Source organism: Actinopolymorpha sp. B17G11 (assembly GCF_040196095.1).
Lineage (GTDB): Bacteria > Actinomycetota > Actinomycetes > Propionibacteriales > Actinopolymorphaceae > Thermasporomyces.
Genome location: NZ_JBEFTW010000031.1, coordinates 81,473 through 104,326, shown reverse-complemented (window position 1 = coordinate 104,326; position 22,854 = coordinate 81,473). Strand labels below are relative to the sequence as shown.

Annotated in this window: 17 protein-coding genes; 6 read left to right on the top strand and 11 right to left on the bottom strand. The window is 68.6% G+C overall.

Features of this window, described 5'->3' with window-relative positions; all coding sequences use genetic code 11:
• On the bottom strand, positions 1-191 hold a 191-nt coding region (locus tag ABN028_RS26610; protein ID WP_349698513.1), incomplete at its 3' end, for an SDR family oxidoreductase.
• 157 nt (positions 192-348) lie between these two features.
• Between ABN028_RS26610 and ABN028_RS26605 the strand changes: the two genes are divergently transcribed.
• A complete protein-coding gene (locus tag ABN028_RS26605) occupies positions 349-1,191 on the top strand; it encodes a TetR/AcrR family transcriptional regulator (protein ID WP_349698512.1) in 843 nt (280 codons plus the stop codon).
• Here ABN028_RS26605 and ABN028_RS26600 read toward each other — a convergent pair.
• On the bottom strand, positions 1,175-5,596 hold the full coding sequence (locus tag ABN028_RS26600; RefSeq protein WP_349698511.1) for a S8 family serine peptidase: 4,422 nt from the start codon (positions 5,594-5,596) through the stop codon (positions 1,175-1,177). The two genes, ABN028_RS26605 and ABN028_RS26600, sit on opposite strands and share 17 nt — an antisense overlap.
• Before the next feature lie 273 nt (positions 5,597-5,869).
• On the opposite strand from ABN028_RS26600, the gene ABN028_RS26595 reads away from it, so the two are divergent.
• On the top strand, positions 5,870-6,805 hold the full coding sequence (locus tag ABN028_RS26595) for a DUF2332 domain-containing protein (protein ID WP_349698510.1): 936 nt from the start codon (positions 5,870-5,872) through the stop codon (positions 6,803-6,805).
• 83 nt (positions 6,806-6,888) lie between these two features.
• On the opposite strand, the gene ABN028_RS26590 is transcribed toward ABN028_RS26595, so the two are convergent.
• The gene (locus ABN028_RS26590) at positions 6,889-7,605 is read right to left on the bottom strand and encodes a metal-dependent hydrolase (protein ID WP_349330548.1); all 717 of its coding nucleotides are present in this window, start codon (positions 7,603-7,605) and stop codon (positions 6,889-6,891) included.
• Positions 7,606-7,981: 376 nt separating this feature from the next.
• Between ABN028_RS26590 and ABN028_RS26585 the strand changes: the two genes are divergently transcribed.
• Positions 7,982-8,446 (top strand): hypothetical protein, encoded by a 465-nt coding sequence (locus tag ABN028_RS26585; protein WP_349330547.1) that lies wholly within the window; start codon positions 7,982-7,984, stop codon positions 8,444-8,446.
• Between the two features lie 197 nt (positions 8,447-8,643).
• Complete coding sequence (locus ABN028_RS26580) at positions 8,644-10,161, top strand: LamG-like jellyroll fold domain-containing protein (RefSeq protein WP_349698509.1); 1,518 nt, start codon at positions 8,644-8,646, stop codon at positions 10,159-10,161.
• Positions 10,162-10,465: 304 nt separating this feature from the next.
• Here ABN028_RS26580 and ABN028_RS26575 read toward each other — a convergent pair whose 3' ends face one another.
• Positions 10,466-11,986 (bottom strand): lysine--tRNA ligase, encoded by a 1,521-nt coding sequence (locus ABN028_RS26575; protein WP_349698508.1) that lies wholly within the window; start codon positions 11,984-11,986, stop codon positions 10,466-10,468.
• 124 nt (positions 11,987-12,110) lie between these two features.
• On the bottom strand, positions 12,111-14,273 hold the full coding sequence (locus tag ABN028_RS26570) for an ABC transporter substrate-binding protein (protein ID WP_349698507.1): 2,163 nt from the start codon (positions 14,271-14,273) through the stop codon (positions 12,111-12,113).
• Between the two features lie 247 nt (positions 14,274-14,520).
• On the opposite strand from ABN028_RS26570, the gene ABN028_RS26565 reads away from it, so the two are divergent.
• A complete protein-coding gene (locus ABN028_RS26565; RefSeq protein WP_349330543.1) occupies positions 14,521-15,177 on the top strand; it encodes an SRPBCC family protein in 657 nt (218 codons plus the stop codon).
• Between the two features lie 98 nt (positions 15,178-15,275).
• Here ABN028_RS26565 and zwf read toward each other — a convergent pair whose 3' ends face one another.
• Genes zwf through ABN028_RS26550 form a run of 3 tightly spaced genes read right to left on the bottom strand, consistent with a single transcriptional unit; the run spans position 15,276 to position 18,524 of the window.
• Positions 15,276-16,649 (bottom strand): glucose-6-phosphate dehydrogenase, encoded by a 1,374-nt coding sequence (zwf, locus tag ABN028_RS26560; protein ID WP_349698506.1) that lies wholly within the window; start codon positions 16,647-16,649, stop codon positions 15,276-15,278.
• Positions 16,639-17,535 carry a Cof-type HAD-IIB family hydrolase gene (locus tag ABN028_RS26555; protein ID WP_349698505.1) on the bottom strand — a complete coding sequence of 299 codons (897 nt, stop codon included), beginning with the start codon at positions 17,533-17,535 and terminating at the stop codon, positions 16,639-16,641. Before ABN028_RS26555 ends, zwf begins: the two co-directional genes overlap by 11 nt.
• Positions 17,532-18,524, bottom strand: a complete 993-nt coding sequence (locus ABN028_RS26550) for a 2-deoxy-5-keto-D-gluconate 6-phosphate aldolase domain-containing protein (protein WP_349698504.1) — start codon at positions 18,522-18,524, stop codon at positions 17,532-17,534. Before ABN028_RS26550 ends, ABN028_RS26555 begins: the two co-directional genes overlap by 4 nt.
• Before the next feature lie 77 nt (positions 18,525-18,601).
• On the opposite strand from ABN028_RS26550, the gene rpiA reads away from it, so the two are divergent.
• Positions 18,602-19,348, top strand: a complete 747-nt coding sequence (rpiA, locus tag ABN028_RS26545; protein WP_349698503.1) for a ribose-5-phosphate isomerase RpiA — start codon at positions 18,602-18,604, stop codon at positions 19,346-19,348.
• 53 nt (positions 19,349-19,401) lie between these two features.
• Here rpiA and pgl read toward each other — a convergent pair whose 3' ends face one another.
• The 3 genes from pgl to pgi form a co-directional block, all read right to left on the bottom strand.
• Positions 19,402-20,082, bottom strand: a complete 681-nt coding sequence (pgl, locus tag ABN028_RS26540) for a 6-phosphogluconolactonase (RefSeq protein ID WP_349698502.1) — start codon at positions 20,080-20,082, stop codon at positions 19,402-19,404.
• A gap of 5 nt (positions 20,083-20,087) precedes the next feature.
• Entirely contained in the window at positions 20,088-21,116 is a 1,029-nt protein-coding gene (gnd, locus tag ABN028_RS26535; protein WP_349698501.1) for a phosphogluconate dehydrogenase (NAD(+)-dependent, decarboxylating), read from the bottom strand.
• A gap of 61 nt (positions 21,117-21,177) precedes the next feature.
• Positions 21,178-22,812, bottom strand: coding sequence for a glucose-6-phosphate isomerase (gene pgi / locus ABN028_RS26530; RefSeq protein ID WP_349698500.1), 1,635 nt, complete (start codon positions 22,810-22,812; stop codon positions 21,178-21,180).
• Positions 22,813-22,854 lie beyond the last annotated feature (42 nt).

Below are 22,854 nucleotides of genomic sequence, written 5' to 3'. Positions count from 1 at the left end.
ACGCCCTCGATGGCGGGTGGGAGGGTCTCTGGCAGGCCGATGTAGCCCTTGACGACGTCGACCTCGTTCGGCAGCGCCGCCTTCTCGGGCTTGTTGGTCAGCGCACGGACGTCCGTCGCCCCGGCCGCCAGCAGGTGGTCGACCACGAGCCGCCCGACGCTTCCGGTCGCTCCTGTCACCAGAATCGTCACTTCCGGCCATCCCCTCTCTTTTCCGTACGTATGACGAGAATGATTTAGTGTACGGCATACGAGAATGTAGGATCGCCCCTGCGACGCGACGCTGGGCTCACCGCAGTCCTGCGTACCCTGGATCGCCGGCGAACCGGCACGAGACGACGAGCAGGCGATGACGATCGAGTACAGCGGCGGCGGGACGGATCCCGACCGACTCCTTGCCCTGCTGTGGCGTCGTTCCCGAACCGGCCCGCCCGCGCCCGCGGCGGGGGTCGCGGCCGCCAACGCCGACGCGAGTGGCGAGAGCGGGAAGACCAAGCCAGCACGGGGACGGAAGCCACGGCTCACCCTCGACGCCGTCGTGACCGCCGCGATCGCCCTCGCCGATGCCGAGGGACTGCCGGCGATGTCGATGAACGCCGTGGCGGCATCGCTGGGCGTGGCGGCCATGACGCTCTACACCTACGTTCCGTCCAAGCCCGATCTCATCGACCTAATGGTCGACGAGGCCCTGTCCGAGAGGGCACTGCCCGCGCCCGGAGAGCCGCGACCGCCGGGCTGGCGCGCACAGGTCGAGCTCTATGCCGAACGCACCCGCACGATGTACCAACGACACCCGTGGCTACGCCACATCTCCACCATCAGGCCACCGATCGGTCCGGGGATGTTGGCCGAACGGGAGTACGTGCTGTCCGCCTTCCTCGACACCGGCCTGAGCCCGCAACAGATGGACGCCGCCGCGCTCGCCATCGGCACGTACGTCGAGACCACCTGCGGCCGTACCGCCGAGAGCGCGGAACTCGAACGCCTCACCGGACAGTCCAACGACGACTGGTGGCACGAACGGACGCTGCTGTGGGAGGAGTACTTCGACGGCGAACGCCATCCGACGATGACCCACATCTGGAACAGCGGCGGCTTCGACAAGGGGACGGCCGAATCGATGACGGTGGCGCACGCGTTCGGTTTCCAGCGTCTGCTCGACGGGATTCAGGCGCTCATCGAGGAGAACTGACCTGAAGGCGGTGTACGCCGCCACCGTCCGTTCCGGCGAAGAGCCACCCGCCGTCGGCCGTCATCGCCAGCGACCTGACCGACGTGTTCTGCAGGCCGGCGGAGACGTTGGCCCACGTCCTGCCGCCGTCTTTGCTCCTGAGGACTCCGCGACCGGTCTGCCAGAGGACGTCGTTGGCGAAGGGCTCGCCGTGGTGGACGTCCCCGACCTCGAAGGTGCCGCTGGCCGCGTAGATCGTGTCGGGGTCACGCGGCGACGTGATGAGGTCGTTGACCATGGTGGGCAGCGACCCGAGGTCACCGGTCCGCCAGGTCTTTCCGTTGTCCTCACTGGTGAGAACGCGGTCGCCTCCGGCGATGACCCGGCGCTCGTGGGAGTCGACCAGGACGGTGCGGAACGTTCCGGCGGCGATCCGCGTCGCGGTCTCACCTCCGTCGTCCGATCGCCAGAGCCCGTCGTCTCCGCCGATCCAGATCCGGTCCGGCCGGCGTGGATCACCTGCCAGCGCGTGGATCAGGGCGCCATCGCCTGGTGCGAGGTAGCGCTTCCAGGTGGCGCCGTTGTCCTTCGTACGCAGGAAGTAGACGCCGTCCGGCTGGCGGACCGCCACGTCGACTCGGCGCAGGTCGGCCGGGTGGACCAACAGGGCCGTGGGCGTGCCGCCGTAGACGGTGCCAGGTTTCCAGCTACCTCCGGCGTCGTCGCTGCGTTCCACCGCGAAGCCACCGACGGCGTTCGGCCGGACCTTCCACAGCGTTCGGGGGTCCTGCGGCGACACCGCCACGTGCCGGACCGCGGTCGCGAAGGTGCCCTCGGCGCCGTTCGTTCCCCACTCCAGGGTTTCGGGAACGACGGGACCGGTCGGTGCGGGTGTCCGGTGAGTCTCGCGGATGGTGCCGGCGACGAGCACGTCGCGTCCCTGGTCGTCACGGGGCATCGCCAGGTCATAGACGGTCTGGCCGGGGAATCCGAGTCGGCGGTAGCTGGCGCCGCCGTCATCGGTGACGTACACACCCGCGCCAGAAATCGAGACCACCACATCGGCATCGGCATCGGCATCGGCTTCGGCTTCGGAATCGCCGTTGCCCGACCACGGCGCGGATCCGACCTCCGCAGCGACTCCGCCGGGCACGGGGTTCTCCCACTCCGTCCAGCTGGTGCCGTGGTCCCGCCCGACGAAGAGCCGGCTGTAGCTCGCGACGTACACGACACCATCGGCGACCCACACACCGTGCACGCGCCGGGTCGGCGGCATGAAGGCCGACCGCCACGACTGCCCGCCGTCGGTGGAGACGAGAACGCCGGTGTCGAATCCCGCGGCCGCCAGAACCGTGCCGTCGGTGGCGAAGCTGCTGATCCAGCGCGGCCCGGACGCCGGCGTGAGGATGCGGTCCGCAGGTTGTGGCGTGCCGGTGATGTCGCGCACCAGCCACAGGCCGTCGTTCGTGGCGACGTACAGGTCGGCTCCGGACAGGGTCACCGATCTCACCCCCGGTGCCGGGGCGGGATAGGTCGCCCAGTGTGCGCCCTGGTCGTGGCTCACGTGGACGGCCTCTGACGAGTGGGCGACCAGAGCTCGTCCGGTGTCGTCGATGGCAAGACCCACGTGACGGTGTCCGCCGTCGGGCCAGCCCATCTCGGTCCAGGAGCGGCCGCCGTCGTCGGTGCGGAGCAGTTTGCCGTTGTAGACCGGGAAGTCGGCGTCCCCCGGCGAGACGGTGAGCCACATTCGCTTCCCGTCGGTCGGGTCCACGACGGGACGACTCACCGTGGAAACGAGGGCCGGAAACCGTCCGCGTTGGGTCCAGGTCCGTCCCCGGTCCGGCGAAACCCAGATCGAGCGGTTGCCGAGGGCGACCAGCTGGTCAGGTGCCGCCAGCGAGAAGGCCAACGGACCGGCATCGCCGTGCGGACCGACCGGCTCGAACTCGGTTCCACCGGCGTCGCGGTCGAGGACCTCGAACGCCGACGAGCCGGCGAGGGTGACGCCCCCGTGGTCAGGCGTCGTGACCGCGCTGACGTCGACGTCGTACGTGCCCGGACGTGGACCTGTCACGGCTGCCCGCCACGTACGCGCGTGGTAGGGCACCATCCCCACCTGGGTGGAGTCGCCCCCGGGGTGGTGGACGGTGACGGTCGGCGGTTCGCTCAGGTCCACCGGCGTGTACGCGAAGACCTCGCTGGGACCCTCACTCGGATCCGGTGCGACGAAGACGTGCAGGGGCGCGACCGCGAGCAGGTACGGAACACGTGAGTCCGACGAGCGGCCCGGCGCGTCGACCTCGATCCAGCCGCCGAGATCGGTGTCGGCGGCTCGCCTCTCTCCCGAGACCGTGACGGTGACGGCTGCCGATCCACCCGCTGGCAGCGTCACCCGGTTCGGTGCGACGCGTACCGACCCCGCGTCGCTTCCCGCCGGCACGCCGCGCAGTTCGAGCTGAACGGCGTTCGCCGACGTGTTCGTCACGGTGACCTGACCGGTGGACGTGACGCGGGTCCGTGACAGGTCCGCGAGGCCGAGGGAGAGGGTTGCCGGCGAGGCGAGAACCGACGACGTGGCCGCGGCCGGAAGGTCGAGAAGTCCGGCACCCTGCTCGGTCGGCGTACGGCCGGCAAGCAGTCGTGCACTTCCGACGAGCATCGAACGGATCTGGAGACCATGCCGGTCTGGATGCAGCTGCCGGAGCAGAGCGGCTCCGCCGGCGACATGAGGAGCGGCCATGCTGGTGCCACTCAACCGCGCGACGCCAGGTTCCCAGAGCGAGGTGGGATACGCCGACCGGATCTGAACACCGGGTGCGACCAGATCGGGTTTGAGGTGGTAGCGATCGTTCGGCCCGCGCGAGCTGAACGACGCCAAGGTGTCGGTGCGGTCGAGGCCCACGATTCGCACGCGGACGGTTCCCTGCGCCAACAGGGCACGCAGCTGCGCGTACTCCGTACTGTCCGCGCTCAGGGCCACCAGCCGGTCGAGCCTGCCATCGTCGCCGGAACCCACGGACAACCGCGGGAGAAGTTCGCCGTCGGTGCCTCCTGCGAGCGGCCCGGGCGTCTGGTCGCCACCGGCACCGGGGTGGAAGACCACACCCACCGCGCCCGCCGACTCGGCCAGCTTCGCGGTCTCGAACGGATCAGGCCCGGGATCCTGCGGTGGCCGCAGGTGAATGAGGGCCAGCTTGTCCCGCAGCTTCTCGGGTACGAGATCGGCAGGTTCGCCGGGTCCGAGGTCCACCACGCCGGCGGTGACCGGCTTGGCCGGAGCGTTGGCGGAGAACGCCAGTGCCCACGCCTGCAGGGTTTCTCGTTCGGGCGTGGTGAGTTCGAGGGCGGGTGTGCGGACCCCCGTCGCCGACGCGCCAACCGCGATGACGTTCGCGGCGGCGGCGGGGCTGCCGATCGTTCGGGGACCCGGCCCGTTGTTGCCGGCCGAGGCCACCACCACGACCCCAGCGTCGGTGGCGCGGTTGCTGGCCTGGCTCAGCGGATCGGTGCCGTCACCGGGTCCGCCCACGCTGAGGTTGACGACGTCCGCGCGGTGTGGACTGGCGGGATCGACGGCCGCTTCGAGCCCGGCGAGAACCTGTGACATCGCACCGGAGCCGGCGGCGTTGAGGACGCGGTAGGCAGTGAGGTGTGCGTCGGGAGCCACGCCGACGAGGGCGGGAACCTCGCCGCCGCCACCGCCGCTGCCGCTGCCGCTGCCGCTGCCGGCGATGGTGGCGGCTACATGCGTACCGTGACCGTTCTGGTCCATCGGGTCCGCGTCGTTCGCGACGAGATCGTGCCCGCCGATCACCTTGTGTCCGGGACCGAAGCCGCCGCCGAGGGCCGGATGGGTGTAGTCGATCCCCGTGTCGACGACCGCGACCGTCACACCCTTCCCGGTGACGCGGGCACCGGTGGGATCCGTACGCCGCCACAGTTCAGGAGCGCCCACGTGCGGAACGCTGACGTCGAGCGCCGCCCTCATCGTGGCGTCGTCGTGGACCACGCGGACACCCGGAAGGTCACGAAGCCGCCCCACCTGGCCGGCCGGCACGCGTGCGGCAACGCCGTTGAACAGCAGGGAGAACTCCCGGTCCTCGGTCACGTCAATGCCCGCGGACCGGGCCGCCTGGTCCAGCTTCTGGTGCTGATCCGCGAGCTCGCCACGCCGGCCCTCGAGCTGGCGCAGGGCCGCGTTCGAAAGAGTCCGCGACTGGTGGTGTTCTGCGTTCAGGATCGTCATCGCCGGTGCACCGGCCAGCTCGATGATGACCCGCCGCTGCTCCTCGGGTGCCTGCGGGCGGGTGATGGTCAGCCCTCCTCCGGCCGACGCGTCGGTGGCCGACAGCAACGGAGCGAGCAGGATGGCGGCGACGGCGAGCAGCAGGCCGCCGCGGACCTGTACAGCGGGCGTGGACACGCGGGCACCCATACGATCTCCAAGCTTGCTTGCCTGGTCTCCTGATTGGCCCCGGCCGCGGATCGAAGGCTCGGGTCGCCGGGACAGGTCAGTCGTACAACCCCGCGATCGCCCTGGTCCAGAACCTCGACTGGCGCCATGCCGCCAGTTCGCGGTTCCGCCAGCGCCACGGGCCGGCTGATCGCGGAGCGCGGTCGGTCGGGTAGTCCTGGGTCGCGAGGAGACCGGGACCCCGTGAGCCCGCCTCCGGCGCGGCGGCGGGATCATCCGTTCATGAAGACCGCCGAGAGGTACGCAGAGTTCGCCGCGCGCGAGGCACACGGCGTGTCGCCCGTCTACGAGCGCCTGTCGCTCGCCGTCTCCCGTGACGACGAGACGCTGGCCCTGCTCGACACGCTCCCGCCGGTCAAGCGGCAGCCGAACCTGCTGTTCGGCGTCGTACGGTTCCTCGGAGGTCCGGTCGAGGACCCACCCGCGTTCCACGACTACACGGTGGCGAACTGGCCGGCGATCGGGGTGGAAATGCGCACCCGCGCCACGCAGACCAACGAGGCCGGGCGGTGCGCCGTCCTGCTGCCGGTGCTCGCCGCCCTGCCACAGCCGCTCGCGCTGCTGGAGGTCGGAGCATCGGCGGGGCTGTGCCTCTACCCCGACCGGTACGCCTACCGCTACGGCGACCAGACGGTCGGCTCAGGCGAACCGGTCCTGGAGTGCGCGGCGACCGGACTGGTGCCGCCGACCCGCTCCCCCTCGGTCGTGTGGCGTGCCGGCCTGGACCTGAACCCGCTCGACGTGACCGACCCCGCGGATGTCGCCTGGCTCGACGCCCTCATCTGGCCCGAGCACGCGCACCGCCGCGCCCGGCTGCGGGCCGCGGCGGCCGTCGCCGCGGCCGACCCGCCGCTGCTCGTGCGCGGCGACCTGGTCGACGACCTGCCGGCGATGGCCGCTCGCGCGCCGGCCCGCGCGACGCTGGTGGTGTTCCACTCCTCGGTGCTGTACCAGGTGCCGGAGCCCCGAAGGGACGCGTTCGCCGAGACGGTACGCGGGCTGCCCGGGCACTGGATCGCGAACGAAGCCCCGGACGTCCTGACCTACGACGCACTACCGAAGCCGCCGGGAGTCGCGCTGCAGAACGTGCTCGCACTGGACGGGACGCCACTGGCCTGGACCAGGTCCCACGGGCAGGCGATCAGCTGGTTCCGGTAGTTCCTGGACCATCTTCTCGACCGCACGTCTCGCCTCAGGATCTCGTGCCCGACGGCGGGCACAGGGCAACGGAGCGAGGAGTCCTATCGGATGGCCTGCACCGCGGCGGCCACGACGTTCGTGAGCTCCGGCACGGTCAGGCACAGCCCCGCCATGGTGACCACGAGCAGGACCGGGAACACGATCCACGCTTCGTACCACGCGCCGGTGATGAGCGGACCGTCGTCGTAGTCGTCCCCGGGCTGACGTCCGTTGATCCACGACAGCGGACGCGGAACCGACGCGCGGGTCACGGCGTCCCCGACGATATGCGCCACGACCCCGAGGCCGAAGGCGAGCGGGAGCCACCACGGGTAGGTCGCATAGGTCACCACCGCCCATCCCGCCCCCGCCGAGACGAGCAGGTTCGCCGGCCAGAACTTCTCGTTGTCACCCGGAATCACGAACGCCAACGCCCGCAGGGCCGCACCGACCACCGCCGCGACCGCGACACCGGTCGAGATCGGATGCAGTGAGGCTGCGTACGCCAGTGCCGCGAACAGTGCCGGCGCCACCAGCCAGTCATGCGTACCCCCACGGTGGCCGCGGAACACGACGTGCACCAACCGATGAACGACGCGCGACAGCGGGCCCCACATGATCGTCACCGAGGACGAGCGGTGGTCCCAGTCAGGAATCAGTGCCGCGCCCGCGCAGGCGGCCACCCATGCAAACTGGTCCACCATGCCATCGACGGGTACGACGGTGAGCAGGAGTGCGCCCGCGGCGAGCCCTGTCGCCGCATGCGTACGCCACATCATGGGTCAGTCCGCTCGTGATCATGCACGCGGACATCATCAACGAGGGCGCCGACATTTCCTCACCGGACACGCCGAATGCTCGGGGCGACGGACCTCCACCGGACAGCGCGTGGCACGGATCACATTGGGCGTTATGAACCATTCGGTCCTGGTTCGCGTGTCCCCGATGCATCAGCGCCTGGATCAGGCTTGAGCGCGCCACAGGATATGCGGGGGCCCACACATCTGCGTGATGCGTGAGTCCGCTGTCGCGCCGACGACCTGTTTCTCAGGCATCCGACATGCGTACCGCATCAGCAACAACGGTGTGGCCGCGTGTCTCATCAGGGGATTCTCGTGAATTTCGCTGGTTCGACCAGCTGAAGAGGAGACGACAGTGGAGTTGAGAAAACAACGGCTCACGGCCAAGGCACTCGTCCTGGCATCGTTGTGTGCCGGGACGGTCATGGTGAACACAGGCGTGGCGGTAGCCGCAGATGACACCTTCGCGGTGGTCACGGCGTTCGATGGGTGCACTACGACACCCAATGCAGCGTGGAAGGGCTTCGCACAGTTCCAGGACTACGGGCCTGGCGCACCGGGCGGCGGCGACAACGACGACTACGTCATTGTCGGTGACAGTTGCGCGGACGGTCGCGGTGTCAAGGCGTGGGCCTGGGTCGATGGCGACTACAAAGGTGCTAAGTACGTCGGCACAGGTGTCGACACCTCCGCCGTCTGGGACCCGCTGGGCAACGTCCCAGGTGGCCACTCCGTCGGTCTGAAGGTGTGCTCGGTCGACGGCAACAACGACTCGACTGCACTTTGGTGTGACTCCCATACCGTCACGATCGACGGATAGCGTCAGAGACCCGCTGACGAGCTGGAAGGTCGTCTGCACCCGATGCTGACGTGAGCTGGTCGGCGGACCACTGTGGACCGCCGACCAGCTGTTCACACTGGCAACACGACCTTGCCAACTCCTCTGGTCGATCCTCAGGATCCTTGTAGCCGCACGCCGTTCGGACGTTTCGTACCACGACGAAGGAGCCCTGTGGGATGACCGACGTGGCCTTCGACGCCGACTTCACCGTCGCGCTCTGGCTGGTGGTGCCGGCTGACCGACCCGGATCCGCCGGCGGGCTGGCGACCACGTTCGACCCCACGTCCCGGACCGGATTCAACCTCGGCGTCATATCCAGTGCCGGCGGTTACAACGGACCCGGTGACGAACTGCGCGTCTCTTTCGGTATAGACGCAGGAACCGACCCGCGGTGGATCGACTGCGGACGACCATCCCCCTCCTCGAACCTGATCAGCAATTCGCTCACCGTCTTCGACGGACATCTGCACGCGGCGTCCACCGACGCACCGGCCGTTGCTGACTGGGCGCACGTGTACCGCCACCATGGTGGGAAGGAATGGGAGGACCTCGGCCAGGTCGGCAAGGGTGCGGCGCATGGCGTCGGACCGCTCATCGTCCACTGCGGAAGCCTCTACGCCGCGACGTGGAACTATGACTGGACCCGCGTGGACACCGAAGACCTCACGCCCTGCCGCGTCTACCGATACGAAGGACCAGGACGGTGGGAGGACTGCGGCCAGCCGGGTGCCTCCCGACGGCTCTACAGCCTCGCGTCCTACCGTGGCGACCTCTACGTCGCCGGTGACGACTGCTCCGTCCACGTCTATCGCGGCGACCGGACCTGGGAAAAGGTGCGTTCGTTCGCCTCCCATGCTCATCCCATGACGGTCCACGATGGCTCACTCGTCCTCGCGACGCTCAATCCGGCCACGGTCTGGACGTACGACGGCACCACCTGGACCGACCTGGGCAATCCACTGGGTGATGAGGAGCACTGCAACCAGATTCACACGCTGGACCAATTCGACGAAGCACTCCACCTCGGCTCATGGCCGCTCGGCAAGGTCGTCCGATGGGGCCCAAGAAGCACGAGGTGGAAAGACCTTGGCCGGCTGGGTGACAGCACCGAGGTGCAGGCACTCGCGTCGTACAACGGCATGCTCTACGCCGGCGCGATCCCCCGTAGCGAGGTCTTCCGGTACGACGGCGACCACAACTGGACCAGCGTCCGCCGTTTCTACGACCGGCCGCGTTGGGAACCGCTCCAGGTCTGCGAAGTCGACGACACTCCACGCGGCGAGCGGGGCCTGCGGGAGTGGAGTCGGGTCACGAGCCTTACCCAGCACGCGGGAATGCTCTTCGCGTCAACGGGAAGTTGCACGGGCGCGGCGGCCGACGCTCCCGCAGACGTCCGCGGCACCGTCCACGCCATGAGTGCCGGCGTCACCGCCACGACAGCGCACTCTCTCGAGCCCGGTCGCCACCACATCGCAGCCGTCCGCCGCGGCGGCGCGGTGTCGGTGTACGTCGATGGACGGTTGGCCGCGACCGCCCACGGTGAGGTGACGGGATCCCTCGCGACTGTCGCTGGTCTTCGGGTCGGTCCGGACGTCCCCGGGGCGTTCCGCGGTGAGGTCCAAGACTTCGGCGCCTATGACCATGCCCTCGACAGGCGAGAGATCGAGGAACTCGCCGCGCAACGCCCCGACTGATTGCGCATGCGTGTGCGGCGCCTACGACTCGCCGCTGACAAGACAGATCGCCTTCGTCGCCGTGGAACCGTGGCAAGTACGGCATGCCCGAACGACCCGCGCCGTGTCTCGAAGCCAGGTCAACCAGGCCTCGAGACACGGAAACGGCATCAACGCCTTGCCCAGCGACCACAGCCCCAGCCAACCAGGCGAGTAACCCAGCCAACCAGGCAAGCCACCCTGCCAACCAGGCAAGCCCCGCCCAACCAGGGCGCCACCCGTCGGTCTCCGCCGACCCGTCACGCTGCGAGTAGTGCCGCGAGGCTCAGGACTGTGAGGCCGGCTTGAGGAGCGGGAAGATCTGGCACTCGCGAATGCTCTTGTCCATGAAGAAAGCGAACACCCGCTCACTCATCCCGAAACCGCAGGCGGGCGGCATTCCGTATTCCAGCGCCTCGACGAAATCATCGTCCGCCATCTGTGCCTCATTGTCACCGGCGTCCCGCAACGCCTGCTGCTGGTCGAACCGCTCGGCCTGGTCGATCGGATCATTCAACTCCGAATAACCATTGCCGAGTTCGCTGCCGGCGATCAGGACGTGGAAACGCTCGACGATTCCGGGACGAGAGGCGCTGCGCTTGGCAAGCGGCGACACCTCCAACGGTTCGTTGACCAGGAACCCTGGACCGGTGAGCTGGCGGCGGCAGTGCTTCCAGAGCGAGTCCGTTGCCCGCGCGCGGTTCAGACCGGCCTTGTCGTAGGAAACGCCCAGCTCGTCAAGCCTGGCGACCATCTGGTCGACACTCGCGTCGAGGACATTGATCCCCGTCAGCCGGTGAACCGTCTCCACGTAGTCGTAGCGTTCCCATGGACGGCTCAGATCGACCTCGTAGGTGCGTTCGTTGCGGTGCAGGGTGAACTGCAGAGTGCCAAAGGTCTCCATGACGACGTAGGTCATCAACTCCTCGACCAGGGCCATTCCCCACTCGTGATTAGCGTACGCCCAGTAGAACTCCATCTGGTCGTAGTCGTTGAGATGCTCCCGGCTCTGGCTCTCGTTGCGGAACTGCCGGCCGATCTCGAACACCTTCTCCAGACCGCCGACGAGCAGGCGCTTCTGCCACAGCTCGCCCATCGAGATCCGCAGGCACACCTCGGTGTCGAGGAAGTTGTGGTGGGTGACGAACGGACGCGCGTCGGCCCCACCGCTGGTGTGTTCCAGAGCGGGCGTCTGCACCTCGACGAAGTCGCGGTCTTCGAGGAATCGCCGGATCGACCGCCAGTACCGCGCCTTGGCATAGATCATGTCCTGGACGTCGCGGTGTAACAGGATGTCGAGGTAGCGCTTGCGGAGCAGCAGATCCTCGTTGGCCAGCCCGGCGTGCTTGTCCGGCAGCGGGCGGAGCGCCTTCGCCAGCAGCGTGACCGCACGGGCACCGACCGACGGTTCGCCCGTCTTGGTCTCCATCCGTACGCCCTCGACGCTCACGAAGTCACCCAGGTCGAGGTGCCTGATCCAGAACTTGTATCCCTGACCTGGCTCGGCACCCTGGTCAAGATCCTTCTTGGACAGCACGAACTGGATGTCGCCGCTCTCGTCATGGAGCCGGCCGAACGCGATGTTGCCCATCACCCGGAAGAGCATCACCCGTCCCGCGACGGTGACGGGGGTACCGTCGGTGAGCTTCAGGGCGTCCGCCGCCGAGGTCTTGTCCACCGGACCGGAGGGGTAGGGCTCCACCCCCGCCGCCCGGAGCTTGGCGATCTTCTCGGTCCGCTGCCTGCGGATCGTCGCCACCAGATCCTCGTCGCCGCCACCATGCTGGGACACGTCGTCGTTCGTCACCGCTGCCGTCCACGCCTTTCCTGGTCCGCCCGGAGTCGTCTCCGGTGCACGTCAGGCGGCCAGTCTGGCAGACGGCAGGAACGAGCTCACGGCCTTGACGGCGCCGCCGCGCTGGACGGCTCGCTCAGGCGCCGGCACCGCTTCCGCCGTGCTCGTCCGGGTTGCGCCAGAAATACGCCTCAGGATCGTAGACGGCCGGTGTCGGATGGATCCACGGTGCGGTGAACCCGCCTTGGGCGAGATTCTCCTTCCTGGGTACGTTCCCGAGATCCCGGTGCGCGACCGTGAGCGACGGGGTGTTGGCCACCGAACCCTGGAAGAACGGCCCTTCCTCGACGTGGATCTTGGTGATCTCCCAGACGAGCTGATGGCGTTTCATCTCGTCCGGCTCGACCTTGCACTGGTCGTAGAGCTTCCACAGCCTCTCGATGGGGCCACCCGGTTCGGGCTCCATGCGGGGCGGTGTGCGGTCGTAGGGGTCCTTGTCACGTTCGGCGTTCTCGGCCGGCGTTCCCCGCACGTTGTAGAACTGGCCCTCGAGCGGTGCCCAGCGGGTCGGCTCGATCGGCACGATCCACTGGGGGAAGACGAGACAGTTCGGTCCGTCGCCGACGCCCCAGTCGCCGCGGCCCATGATCTTTCCGCTCTGCCATCCCGGATCCATCGACTCCGGCGGAATGGGATCCTCGCGTACGTCGAGTCCGATGCGTCGCCAGTCCCTGACCATGAGGTTGTTCGACTGCGACACGACGTCGTTGGGGTTGGCCGCGAACGTCAGGACGATGGTGAGCTTGTCGCCGCCCGGCATCTCGCGCTTGCCGTCACCGTCCTTGTCGACCACGCCGAGCTCGTCGAGCAGCTTCTTCGCGGCCTCGGGGTCGTAGGCGTTGTACGCGTCCCGCCAGCTTCGGTAGACGTCGGGGCCTTCCGAGCCGACGTGATACTCGACCGCCTTCGGGCTCATCGTCCCCGTCGTCGCCTCGCCCATACCGAAGTGCACGGCCTTCTGGACCTCGGCCCGGTTGAACGCGAGCGACAACGCCTGCCGGAACGCCGGCTCCCGGATCAGCTTCCGCATCTTCTCGTCGTGATAGTCGTAGTTGAAGAAGAAGCAGGCGTTTCCGGTGCCGTCGCCGTTGTCCCACAGGACGGTTTCCACGCCGCTGCGGTCGGCGGTCTCCTTGAGCCCTGCGACGTCGGCGAGGGCGAGCTGGGCGAACGGCCCGTGCACGTAGTCGTACCTGCCCTCCTGGACCTGCAGTTTGCCGACCTGCGCGTCCTGGACCACCGACATGATGAGGCGGTCGACGAACGGCAGCTGGTTTCCGTCGGGATCGACACACCAGTAGTACGGATTGCGCTCCCAGCGCAGGACCTCGCCCTCCTTGACCGAGGTGACGCGCCAACCGGTGAGTGTCGGGCACTCGGGATTGCGGACGAAGTCGGCCTTCGTGTAGAAGACGCCGTCCTTCGACGCCCAGTCGGCGGGTGCGTCCGGGTTGTACTTCGGGTGGAACTGCTCGACGTAGTGCCGCGGCAGCGTCCAGATCGGCCCGACGTCGCCGTTGCCGCCGCTCACCCAGGTGGCGAGCCGGTCGGCGGTCAGTGGAGCGGGGGCGTCGTAGGTGAGGACCAGAGTGAAGTCGTCGGGCGCGGTCATCTTCGCCAGCGTGCCCTTGCCTGACCGCATCTCGTCCGGCGGCACGGCGGAGTGGTCCTCGTCGAGGACGAGATCCTCCCACCAGAAGAGAATGTCCGCCGTGGTCCACGGCTTGCCGTCGGACCATTTGAGACCTTCGCGGAAGTGCAGGGTCCACTCCGACGCGTCGGCGTTCGACTCCCAGCTCTCGGCGATTCCCGGGCCGATGTCCATGCCGTCGTTGAGGTAGCGCAGGATCGAGTGGCCGTACATGTACTCGCGGACCTGCCCGTCGCTGACCTTCGGCGTCATCATCCGCAGTTCGCCGCCGAACTTGCCGGGCTCCAGCCAGTTGTGCGGGACGACGTAGGGCCGCGCGGGGAGCCGGTCCTTCACCGGCGGGAGGTCGCCGGCCTTCACCTGGGCCGCCAGCATCGGCGCCTCGTGGAACTCGGCCGGCGCGGAGAGCGGCTTCTTGCTCGACCCCACGCCGTCGGCCTTGCCGCCGCCGCCCTTCGTACCGTTGCCGGCCGTGTCGTCGCCGGCCGTGTCGTCGCCGGTCGAGCACGCGCCGAGCATCACGCCGGCGGCGGCCGCCGCCGAGCCGAGAAGAAACGCCCGCCTGTTGGTTCCCACCGTCGGTGTCATCCTCGACTCCTCATCTGGTTCCCTCATCCGACGTACGACGGCCGAGGCGAAGATCACCCGCACCGTGGGCCTGACCCTAGTCGTCCGTTCTGTCCGGAGTCCTGGCCAGCACCGGCGCCCGTCCCGTGGCTCGGGCTGGGCGGCACCCCGATACATCTCAGCGTTGACTTATATAAGTTTCGACTGAGATGCTTCGCGCGACGCGGCACGCTGCGCAGACAATCCGGACAGCAAGGAGAACGACCCGATGGACATCGGCGACGAGATCAACGCCATCCAGCGCGAGACCGGCCAGGGGCGCATCAAGGAGCAAGACGTACGCACGATCACCTTGCGACGCAGCTACGACGCTCCGATCGAGGACGTCTGGGACGCCATCACCGACCCGAAGCGGGTAAACCGCTGGTTCCTTCCGGTCACCGGAGACTTCCGCCTCGGCGGTACGTACCAGATCGAAAACAACGCCGGCGGCGAGATCGTCGCCTGCGAGCCGCCGGAACGCCTCAAGGTCACGTGGGTGCTCGGCGAGCCTTCCGAGGCCGACCTCAGCGAGGTCGAGGTCCGCCTGTCGCCCGGCACCGACGGCCAGACGCTCTTCGAGCTCTGCCACACCGCGGTCGTCGACCCCGGCTTCTGGTCGATGTACGGGCCGGGCGCTGTCGGCGTCGGCTGGGACCTCACGCTTCTCGGCCTGGGCCTCCACCTGGGCGGCGGCGAGATCGACAAGGCCGAACGGGAAGCATTCGAGCAGTCGCCGGAGGCGCGCGACTTCATGACCAGGAGCAGCCGGGCGTGGGGCGCGGCATACGAAGCCTCGGGCGCCGACAGCGCCGAGGTGGCCACGGTCGTCGAGAACACGACGAAGTTCTACGCCCCCGACCAGGACGCGCCGAGCCAGAGCTGACCGACCGGGACCTGTCCGAACGTGCTGAGGCCCGAAAGGGATGTCGAGCCCTTCGGACAGGTGCCACCCATCACGCTCACACCGGCCCGACGTCCGGCTCAGGCCTGCGGGTCGTGCCAGGTGGTTCCCGCTGGGAGCAGGCTGTCCGCCGCCTCCGGTCCCCACGAGCCCTGGGCGTACGGATGGACCGGCACCGCATCGTCGAGGATGGGGTCGACGATCCGCCAGGACGCCTCCACCGAGTCCTCACGGGCGAAGAACCACTGGTCGCCTGCCAGCGCGGCTCCGATCAGCCGGTCATACGGCCTCGGGTCGGAGCCCGGCTGCTGTGCGAAGGTGAGCTCCTCGACCTGCGCCTCAGGGCCGATGGCAGGTTTCTTGCCCGCCAGACTGAGCGTCACCGCGGTCTCCGGGCGTACCCGGAAACGCAGTTCGTTCATGCTCTCGAACGGCTTGATGCCGCAGATGTTGCGTTCGGGCCGGCGGAACCGCACCGAGACCTCCGTCGCGCTGACGGGGAGGCATTTGCCGGCGCGGATGTAGATCGGTACGCCCGCCCACCGCGCGGACTCCGACGCCAGCCGCACCGCGAAGTACGTCTCCACCGTCGAGTCCGGCGCGACACCCGGCACGTCGCGGTAGCCGTCGTACTGCCCGCGGACGACATCGCCCGGCGTCAACGTCCGCAGCGCCTGCACGGCCTCGGCGCGTTCGTTCCGCCAGGACCTGATGTCGTGCCGCGGCTCGTCGGCCATGATCGTCACGAGCAGTTGCATCAGGTGGTTCTGCAGGACGTCGCGGATCGCGCCGGTCCGGTCGTAGAACCGGCCCCGGTCGGCTACCCCGAACGACTCCCCCATGGTGATCTGGATGCTCTCCACGTGGTCGCGGTTGAGCAGCGGTTCGACGATGGAGTTGGCGAAGCGGACGAACTGGATGTTCTCCACCGGATCAAGACCGAGCCAGTGGTCGACGCGGAAGATCGCGTCCTCCGCGAAGACCTTGTGCATGGCGGCGTTGAGTTCCTGGGCGCTGCGCAGGTCCGTGCCGAACGGCTTCTCGACCATGACGCGCGAGTCGCGTTCGCGGCCGACACTGGCGATCCCCTGCGTGATCCGCCCGAACAGCTGCGCCGGGACCTCGAGATAGAACAACGTCCGGCGGCGGTCGCCGAGGCGATCCGAGACCTCCTGATAGGTCGCGTCGTCGGTCAGGTCGCCGTCGACATAGCCGAGCAGCCCCAGCATGCTCGCCGCCGCGCCCTTCGTCGGATCGATGTCGTGGTGCCGCAGGGACTCCGCGGCATAGTCGCGGAACTGCTCGAGTTTCCACCCACTGTTGGCCACGCCGATGATCGGTACGTCGAGCACACCGCGCTCGACCAGGCTGACCAGAGCGGGGTAGGTCTGCAGCTTCGCCAGGTCCCCGGTCGCGCCGAAGATGACCAACGCGTCGACAGTGTCACGTTCCATCTGTGTGCCCGCCTTTCCTGTTCGTCGTCGCGACGCGGCCCGACGTGGTGGCACCCGCGCCCGCACGGGCCCGGGCGGGCAACACGTAGCGCTCGACGGCGTTCGCGAAACCCTCGTCGGTGTTGGCCGTCGTGACCCGGCGGGCCGCGCGCTGCACCTCGGGGCTCGCGTTGCCCATCGCGATGGACAGGCCCGAACGCGCGAACATGAGAACGTCGTTCGGCATGTCGCCGATGGTCACGATCTGTGCCGGATCGATGCCGTACATCCTCGACAGGAACGCCACCACGCTCCCCTTGTTGGCCTCCGGGTGGGTGACGTCGAGGTAGTAGGGCTGGGACCGTGCCGCCGAGACGTGGTCGCCGAACTCGTCACGGGCTGCCGACTCCGCCGCGGCCACCGCGTCCAGGTCGTCGCTCACACCGACGATCTTCGCGACGTCACGCATCCCGGAGTAGCTCTCCACCACGGTCGGTGCGAACTTCACCGTCCACGCCTCACGGTCGACGTGCGGGCCGTTCCGGTCGTGGACGAACCACTCCGTGCCCTGGTAGAGCCAGACGTCCAGCCGGTGCGACTCCAGCAGGGAGACCATTGGCGCGACCACCTCGTCCGGGACGGTCCTCGCTTCGATCACCGACATGTCCGGATGGACGAAGAGACCGCCGTTGAACGCCGCGACCGGTGTGCTGAGGCGGAGCGGCTCGACGAGCATCGACATGCCGCGCGGCGGGCGCCCGCTGGTGACCGCGAACAGGATGCCGGCGGCACGCAGCCGGTGGACGGCCTCGACGGCGCGGTCGGTGAGAACCTTCTCGTTCGTCACCAGCGTGCCGTCGACATCGGCCAGGAACAGCCGGACCGGTGGAACGTCGCCGGCGTTCATGACCGCTCCGAGCTGGCCAGGACGCTCGCGTCCGACGCGGTGAGGAACGTGTGGATCAGCGCGAGGTAGCGATCGGCGATCGCGGTCGCCGCGTGGTCCCGCGTCACCGTGCCGGCCAGCCAAGCCCGCAGCGCGTCCTCCCACAGTGTCCGACCGACCGCGAACCCGTCGAAGCCTGGGACGCCGGCGGCGATCCGCAGCCACTGCTCCACCAGGGCCTCGTCGGCACCGCGCCCGAGAACGACACAACAGACGTCGTCGCGGCCGCCTGCCCGGGCCTGTGCCACCACCCGGGCGCAGGCGTTCGCGGTGTCGAGTCCCTCGATCTTCCAGATGTCCGGCTCCACATCCGCGTCCTGAAGCGCCTCGACGGCGCGGACGACGAGGTCCGGCCGCAACTCGCGGTCGTACCGTCCCTGGTCCCCACCGCAGCGTGTCCACTGGTCATCGGTCGACGGGACGAGCAGCTCGAAGAGGAACCTGCGTTCCGTGTCGTGCAGCCACGCGCTGAGCTGGGCGAGCCGCTGTGTCTGGCGGGCGTTCAGGTCCTGGTCACCGTCGGGGTTGTAGCGGACCAGAACCTTCGCGAACGTCGGACCGAACCGCTCGATGTGTGCCGCGAAATCCTCGCCGTAGGCGAACTCGAACTCCTCCTGCCCGGACTTCTCCACCGGCATCGCGAGCACGTGCCCGGCCGCACTCGCCGCGCGCGCCACCTGCGTACCGAACTCCTCGTCGACGAGGACACCCGCCGCGTCCCGCGGCGCGCCACGCTCGAGGGCCTGGACGAAGCCTTCGTAGATGAGGTTCTTGGCGTCGATGATGCCGGCGCGGACCGTATCGCTCGGCCCCCCGGCGGGTTTCGCCCGACTGTCGCCCGCTCTCGCCTGCGGCACGGACGGACCTTTCCCGCCGAACAGGTCGTGCTCGAACGATCCCCGATGGTCGAAGGCCATCAGGTAGAGCGGCGCGCGATATCCGAGAGCCATCGCGATCCCTCCGTTGCGGCATGCGGTGCGGCGCTGCCGAGGTGTGTGCGGGCGGCCGGCGGGGAGACTGTGTGCACGTGAGCGAGCGAAGCGAGGGAACCAATGAGCACAGCACGCGGGAACGCGTGAGCGCCGAGCAGAATCTGTCCGAGCCGAGCCAGGCCGGGCACGACAGGGTCGAACGGGAGAAGCGGATCGCTGCCGAGGCCGCCGCTGCACTCGTGCAGGACGGAATGACCGTCGGCCTCGGTACGGGCAGCACCGTGGCCTACCTGCTGCCGGCACTCGCCCGGCGGAACCTGTCTCTTCGCTGCGTAGCGTCGTCGCCCCACACCCACCACGCCGCTCTCGGCCTCGGCCTCACGGTCCAGGAGTTCGACACGCTCGACCACCTCGACATCACCATCGACGGCGCCGACCAGGTGGCCCCCGACGGCTGGCTGGTCAAGGGCGGAGGCGCCGCGCACACCCGGGAGAAGATCGTGGCGGCGGCCGCCGACCAGTTCATCGTCATCGTGGACTCGTGCAAACTGGTCGCCGCACTGCACGCCCCGGTTCCGGTCGAACTGCTCGAGTTCGGGCTGCCGGCGACGCTGCGGCGCCTGGCGTCGGCGACGGTGCGGGGTGTGCCGCGCAGTCCGGACGGTGGCGTCATCGCCGACTACCACGGCGAGGTGGGCGACCCAGCACGCCTCGCGGCCGACCTCTCGGGTACACCCGGTGTCGTGGAGCATGGCCTCTTCCCGCCCAGCCTCGTGGCGACCGTCCTCGTCGGGCGCGACGACACTGTCGAACGACGCGACCTGCCGCCGCCGGGCCGCTGAACCCGCTTCCATCGGTAGGGCCGTCATCGGCGGGGCCTTCATCTGGCGGGTACTCATCGCCCGGCCGCCGACCGGTCGGCGAGGACGAGTGAGGCGCGCGCCTCGACCTGGCCCGCCGGGATGGACTCGTCGCCGGCGAGGAGCTTCGCCAGGGGCAGGTGTTTGTCCTCACCGGTGACCAGCCAGAGCAACTGGTCCGCCCGCGCCAGCGCCGGATAGGTGAGGGTCATGCGCCGATGCTCCTGGTAGGGACCGGTGATCGCGACCAGGTGGTCGGTCACCTTCAGCACCGGGTCATCCGGGACCAGCGAGGCAGTGTGTCCGTCCGGTCCCAGACCCAGGTGGACCAGGTCGAACCGGTCCGGCAGCAGCGCCGCATAGCCGTCCGCAGCCGCCTCGAGGCCGGCGACGTCGGTGTGCACGGCGTCGTTCACCGGCATCGGTACGACGTCCGCATCGGCCGAACCGAGGCTCTCGCGCAGGTGGGTGAGATTGCGGTCCGGATCGCCGGCCGGCGCGACGCGCTCGTCGACCTGGAAGATCACGACGTGGTTCCACGCGATGTCGCGTCGGGCGAGCTCGGCAAACATCGCCCACGGCGTGTGCCCGCCGCTCACCGCGCACGTGAACCGTCCGTGGTCCGCGATCGCCTCCCGGCTACGGCGTACGACGTGATCGGCCGCGGCCGCTGCCACCGCCGCCGGATCGCCGAAAACCTCGAGGTCGTGGTGCATGCTGGTCAGTTCCCCTTCTCCGCATGGCCCCCGAACTCGCTCCGCATCGCCGACATGGCGGCGTCGGCGAAGTGTCCGAGCCCGCGCGACTCGAAGCGTTCGTTCAGGGCGGCGGTGATGGCGGCTGCCGGCACGCTCTCCTCGATCGCCGCGATCACCGTCCAGCGACCTTCGCCCGAGTCGGAGACCCGGCCCTTGAAACTCTCCAGCTGGGGCGAGGCGGCGAGTGCGTCGGCGATCAGGTCGACGAGCCACGACTCGATGACCGAGCCCCGCCGCCAGACCTCCGCGACCTCGCCGACGTCGATGTCGTACTGATAGGCCTCCGGGTCACGCAGCGGCGAGGTCTCCGCGTCGACCGGGCGGTCCTTCTTGCCGATGTTGGCGTGCCGCAGAATGGACAGGCCCTCGGCGATCGACGCCATCATCCCGTACTCGATGCCGTTGTGGACCATCTTCACGAAGTGCCCGGCCCCGTTGGGCCCGCAGTGCAGATATCCCTGCGGTGCGGTGCCGTTCAGGGTGCGGTGCGGCGTGGGCGCGGCGCTCCCGGCTCCGGGCGCGATGGTGGCGAAGATCGGGTCCACCCGGCTGACCGCACGGCTCTCGCCACCGATCATCAGGCAGTAGCCGCGTTCCAGACCCCAGACCCCACCGGAGGTGCCGCAGTCGACGTAGTGGATCTGCCGCTCGGCCAGCTGCTTCGCACGGGTGATGTCGTCGCGGTAGTAGGAGTTGCCACCGTCGATCACGACGTCGTCCGGGTCGAGCAGTCCCACCAGCTGGTCGAGGGTGGACTGGACGACACCCGCTGGCACCATCAGCCAGATCGCCCGTGGCTTGTCCAGGGCCGCCACGAACTCCTCGAGGGTCGTTGCCCCGGTGGCACCTTCGCCCGCCAGCTCCTGCACGGCTGTCGCATTGACGTCGTACGCCACACACTGGTGGCCGTCCCGCATCAACCTCCGGACGAGGTTGGAGCCCATCCGGCCGAGCCCGATCATGCCGAGCTGCATGGGTGTGTCGGTGGCCATCGTTCGTCCCCCCTGAGAGTTCTTCGGTAGTCAGGCCGCGCGCGTCCATCCCTGCTGCCGCTCACCGCCGCAGCGTGCGGTAGCGACGGATCAGCGCGTTGGTCGACGAGTCGTAGCGCAGGTCGGGTTCGGTGTCGCTGGTGAGATCAGGGATGATTCGCTTCGCGAGCACCTTGCCCAGCTCGACGCCCCACTGGTCGAAGGAGTCGATGCCCCACACCGTGCCCTGGGTGAAGACGCTGTGCTCGTAGAGCGCCACCAGCGAGCCCAACAACCGGGGCGTCAGCACCTCGGCGAGCAGGACGTTGGTGGGGCGGTTGCCCGGCATCACCTTGTGGGGTACGACGTCCTCCGGTGTCCCCTCGGCTCCCACCTCGTCCTCGGTTTTCCCGAACGCCAACGCCTGCGCCTGGGCGAAGACGTTGGAGGTGAGGATGTCGTGGTGCTCACCCAGCGGGTTGAGCCCCTTGCCGAACCCGATCAGGTCGACCGGGATGAGGCGGGTGCCCTGGTGCAGCAGTTGGTAGAAGCTGTGCTGGCCGTTGGTGCCCGGCTCGCCCCAGTAGGCGGGACCGGTGTCATAGTCGACGGCCTTGCCGTCGAGCGTCACGTGCTTGCCGTTGGACTCCATCGTGAGCTGCTGCAGATAGGCCGGGAACCGCTTCAGGTACTGGTCGTACGGCATCACGCCGATCGTCTGCACGCCGAAGAAGTTGACGTACCAGCAGGCGAGCAACCCCATCAGGGCGGGAAGGTTCTCGGCCAGCGGTGCGGTGCGGAAGTGCTCGTCCATCGCGTGGAAGCCCGCGAGCATCTCGGCGAACTGCTCCGGGCCGATCGCGACCATCGTCGACAGGCCGATCGCGGAGTCCATCGAGTAACGGCCACCCACCCAGTCCCAGAAGCCGAACATGTTCTGGGTGTCGATCCCGAACGCCGCGACCTTCTCCGCGTTCGTGGAGACCGCGACGAAGTGCTTCGCGACCGCGTCCTCGCTGCCGACCTCGCGCACGACCCAGTCGCGGGCCGAATGCGCGTTGGTGAGCGTCTCCTGCGTACCAAAGGTCTTCGAGGAGATGATGAACAGCGTCTCCTCGGCCGACAGGTCCCGGGTCGCCTCCACGAAGTCGGTGGCATCGACGTTGGAAACGTACCGGAACGTCAACTCACGCTTGCTGTAGTGCCGTAACGCTTCGTGGGCCATCACCGGGCCGAGGTCCGAGCCGCCGATGCCGACGTTGACGATGGTGCGGATCGGCTTGCCGGTGTGGCCCTTCCACTCCCCCGAACGGATCTTCTGGGCGAACGCCGCCATCTTGTCCAGCACGGCGTGCACCTCCGAGACGACGTCCACGCCGTCGACGACGAGCGACGCCTCCCTCGGCATCCGCAGGGCGACGTGCAGCACCGAACGGTGCTCGGAGGTGTTGATCGGCTCGCCGGCGAACATCATGTCCCGCCGGCGTTCGAGCTCACACTCCTCCGCGAGCCGCACGAGCAGGCGCATGGTCTCGTCGGTGACGCGGTTCTTGGAGTAGTCGAGGTAGATGCCGGTCCCGGCGGCCTCGGCGCACAGGCGTTCGCCGCGTCCAGGGTCCTCGCCGAACAGGTCGCGCAGGTGTCGCTGCCCGATCTCGGCGCGGTGCTCCTCGAGCGCTTTCCACGCCGGTCGGTCGCGGAGCGGGATCCTCGGCATCGTCGTTCCTCCCGATCAGGTCCTGATCAGCTTCGATGTGGT

Excerpts from the sequence above, each read along its gene's own strand:
- ABN028_RS26555 (WP_349698505.1), bottom strand. The coding sequence starts at position 17,535 with ATGAACGCCGGCGACGTTCCACCGGTCCGGCTGTTCCTGGCCGATGTC.
- ABN028_RS26565 (WP_349330543.1), top strand. The coding sequence starts at position 14,521 with ATGGACATCGGCGACGAGATCAACGCCATCCAGCGCGAGACCGGCCAG.
- pgi (WP_349698500.1), bottom strand. The coding sequence starts at position 22,812 with ATGCCGAGGATCCCGCTCCGCGACCGACCGGCGTGGAAAGCGCTCGAG.
- ABN028_RS26605 (WP_349698512.1), top strand. The coding sequence starts at position 349 with ATGACGATCGAGTACAGCGGCGGCGGGACGGATCCCGACCGACTCCTT.
- ABN028_RS26580 (WP_349698509.1), top strand. The coding sequence starts at position 8,644 with ATGACCGACGTGGCCTTCGACGCCGACTTCACCGTCGCGCTCTGGCTG.
- ABN028_RS26590 (WP_349330548.1), bottom strand. The coding sequence starts at position 7,605 with ATGATGTGGCGTACGCATGCGGCGACAGGGCTCGCCGCGGGCGCACTC.
- ABN028_RS26570 (WP_349698507.1), bottom strand. The coding sequence starts at position 14,273 with ATGACACCGACGGTGGGAACCAACAGGCGGGCGTTTCTTCTCGGCTCG.
- ABN028_RS26550 (WP_349698504.1), bottom strand. The coding sequence starts at position 18,524 with ATGGCTCTCGGATATCGCGCGCCGCTCTACCTGATGGCCTTCGACCAT.
- ABN028_RS26595 (WP_349698510.1), top strand. The coding sequence starts at position 5,870 with ATGAAGACCGCCGAGAGGTACGCAGAGTTCGCCGCGCGCGAGGCACAC.
- pgl (WP_349698502.1), bottom strand. The coding sequence starts at position 20,082 with ATGCACCACGACCTCGAGGTTTTCGGCGATCCGGCGGCGGTGGCAGCG.
- zwf (WP_349698506.1), bottom strand. The coding sequence starts at position 16,649 with ATGGAACGTGACACTGTCGACGCGTTGGTCATCTTCGGCGCGACCGGG.
- gnd (WP_349698501.1), bottom strand. The coding sequence starts at position 21,116 with ATGGCCACCGACACACCCATGCAGCTCGGCATGATCGGGCTCGGCCGG.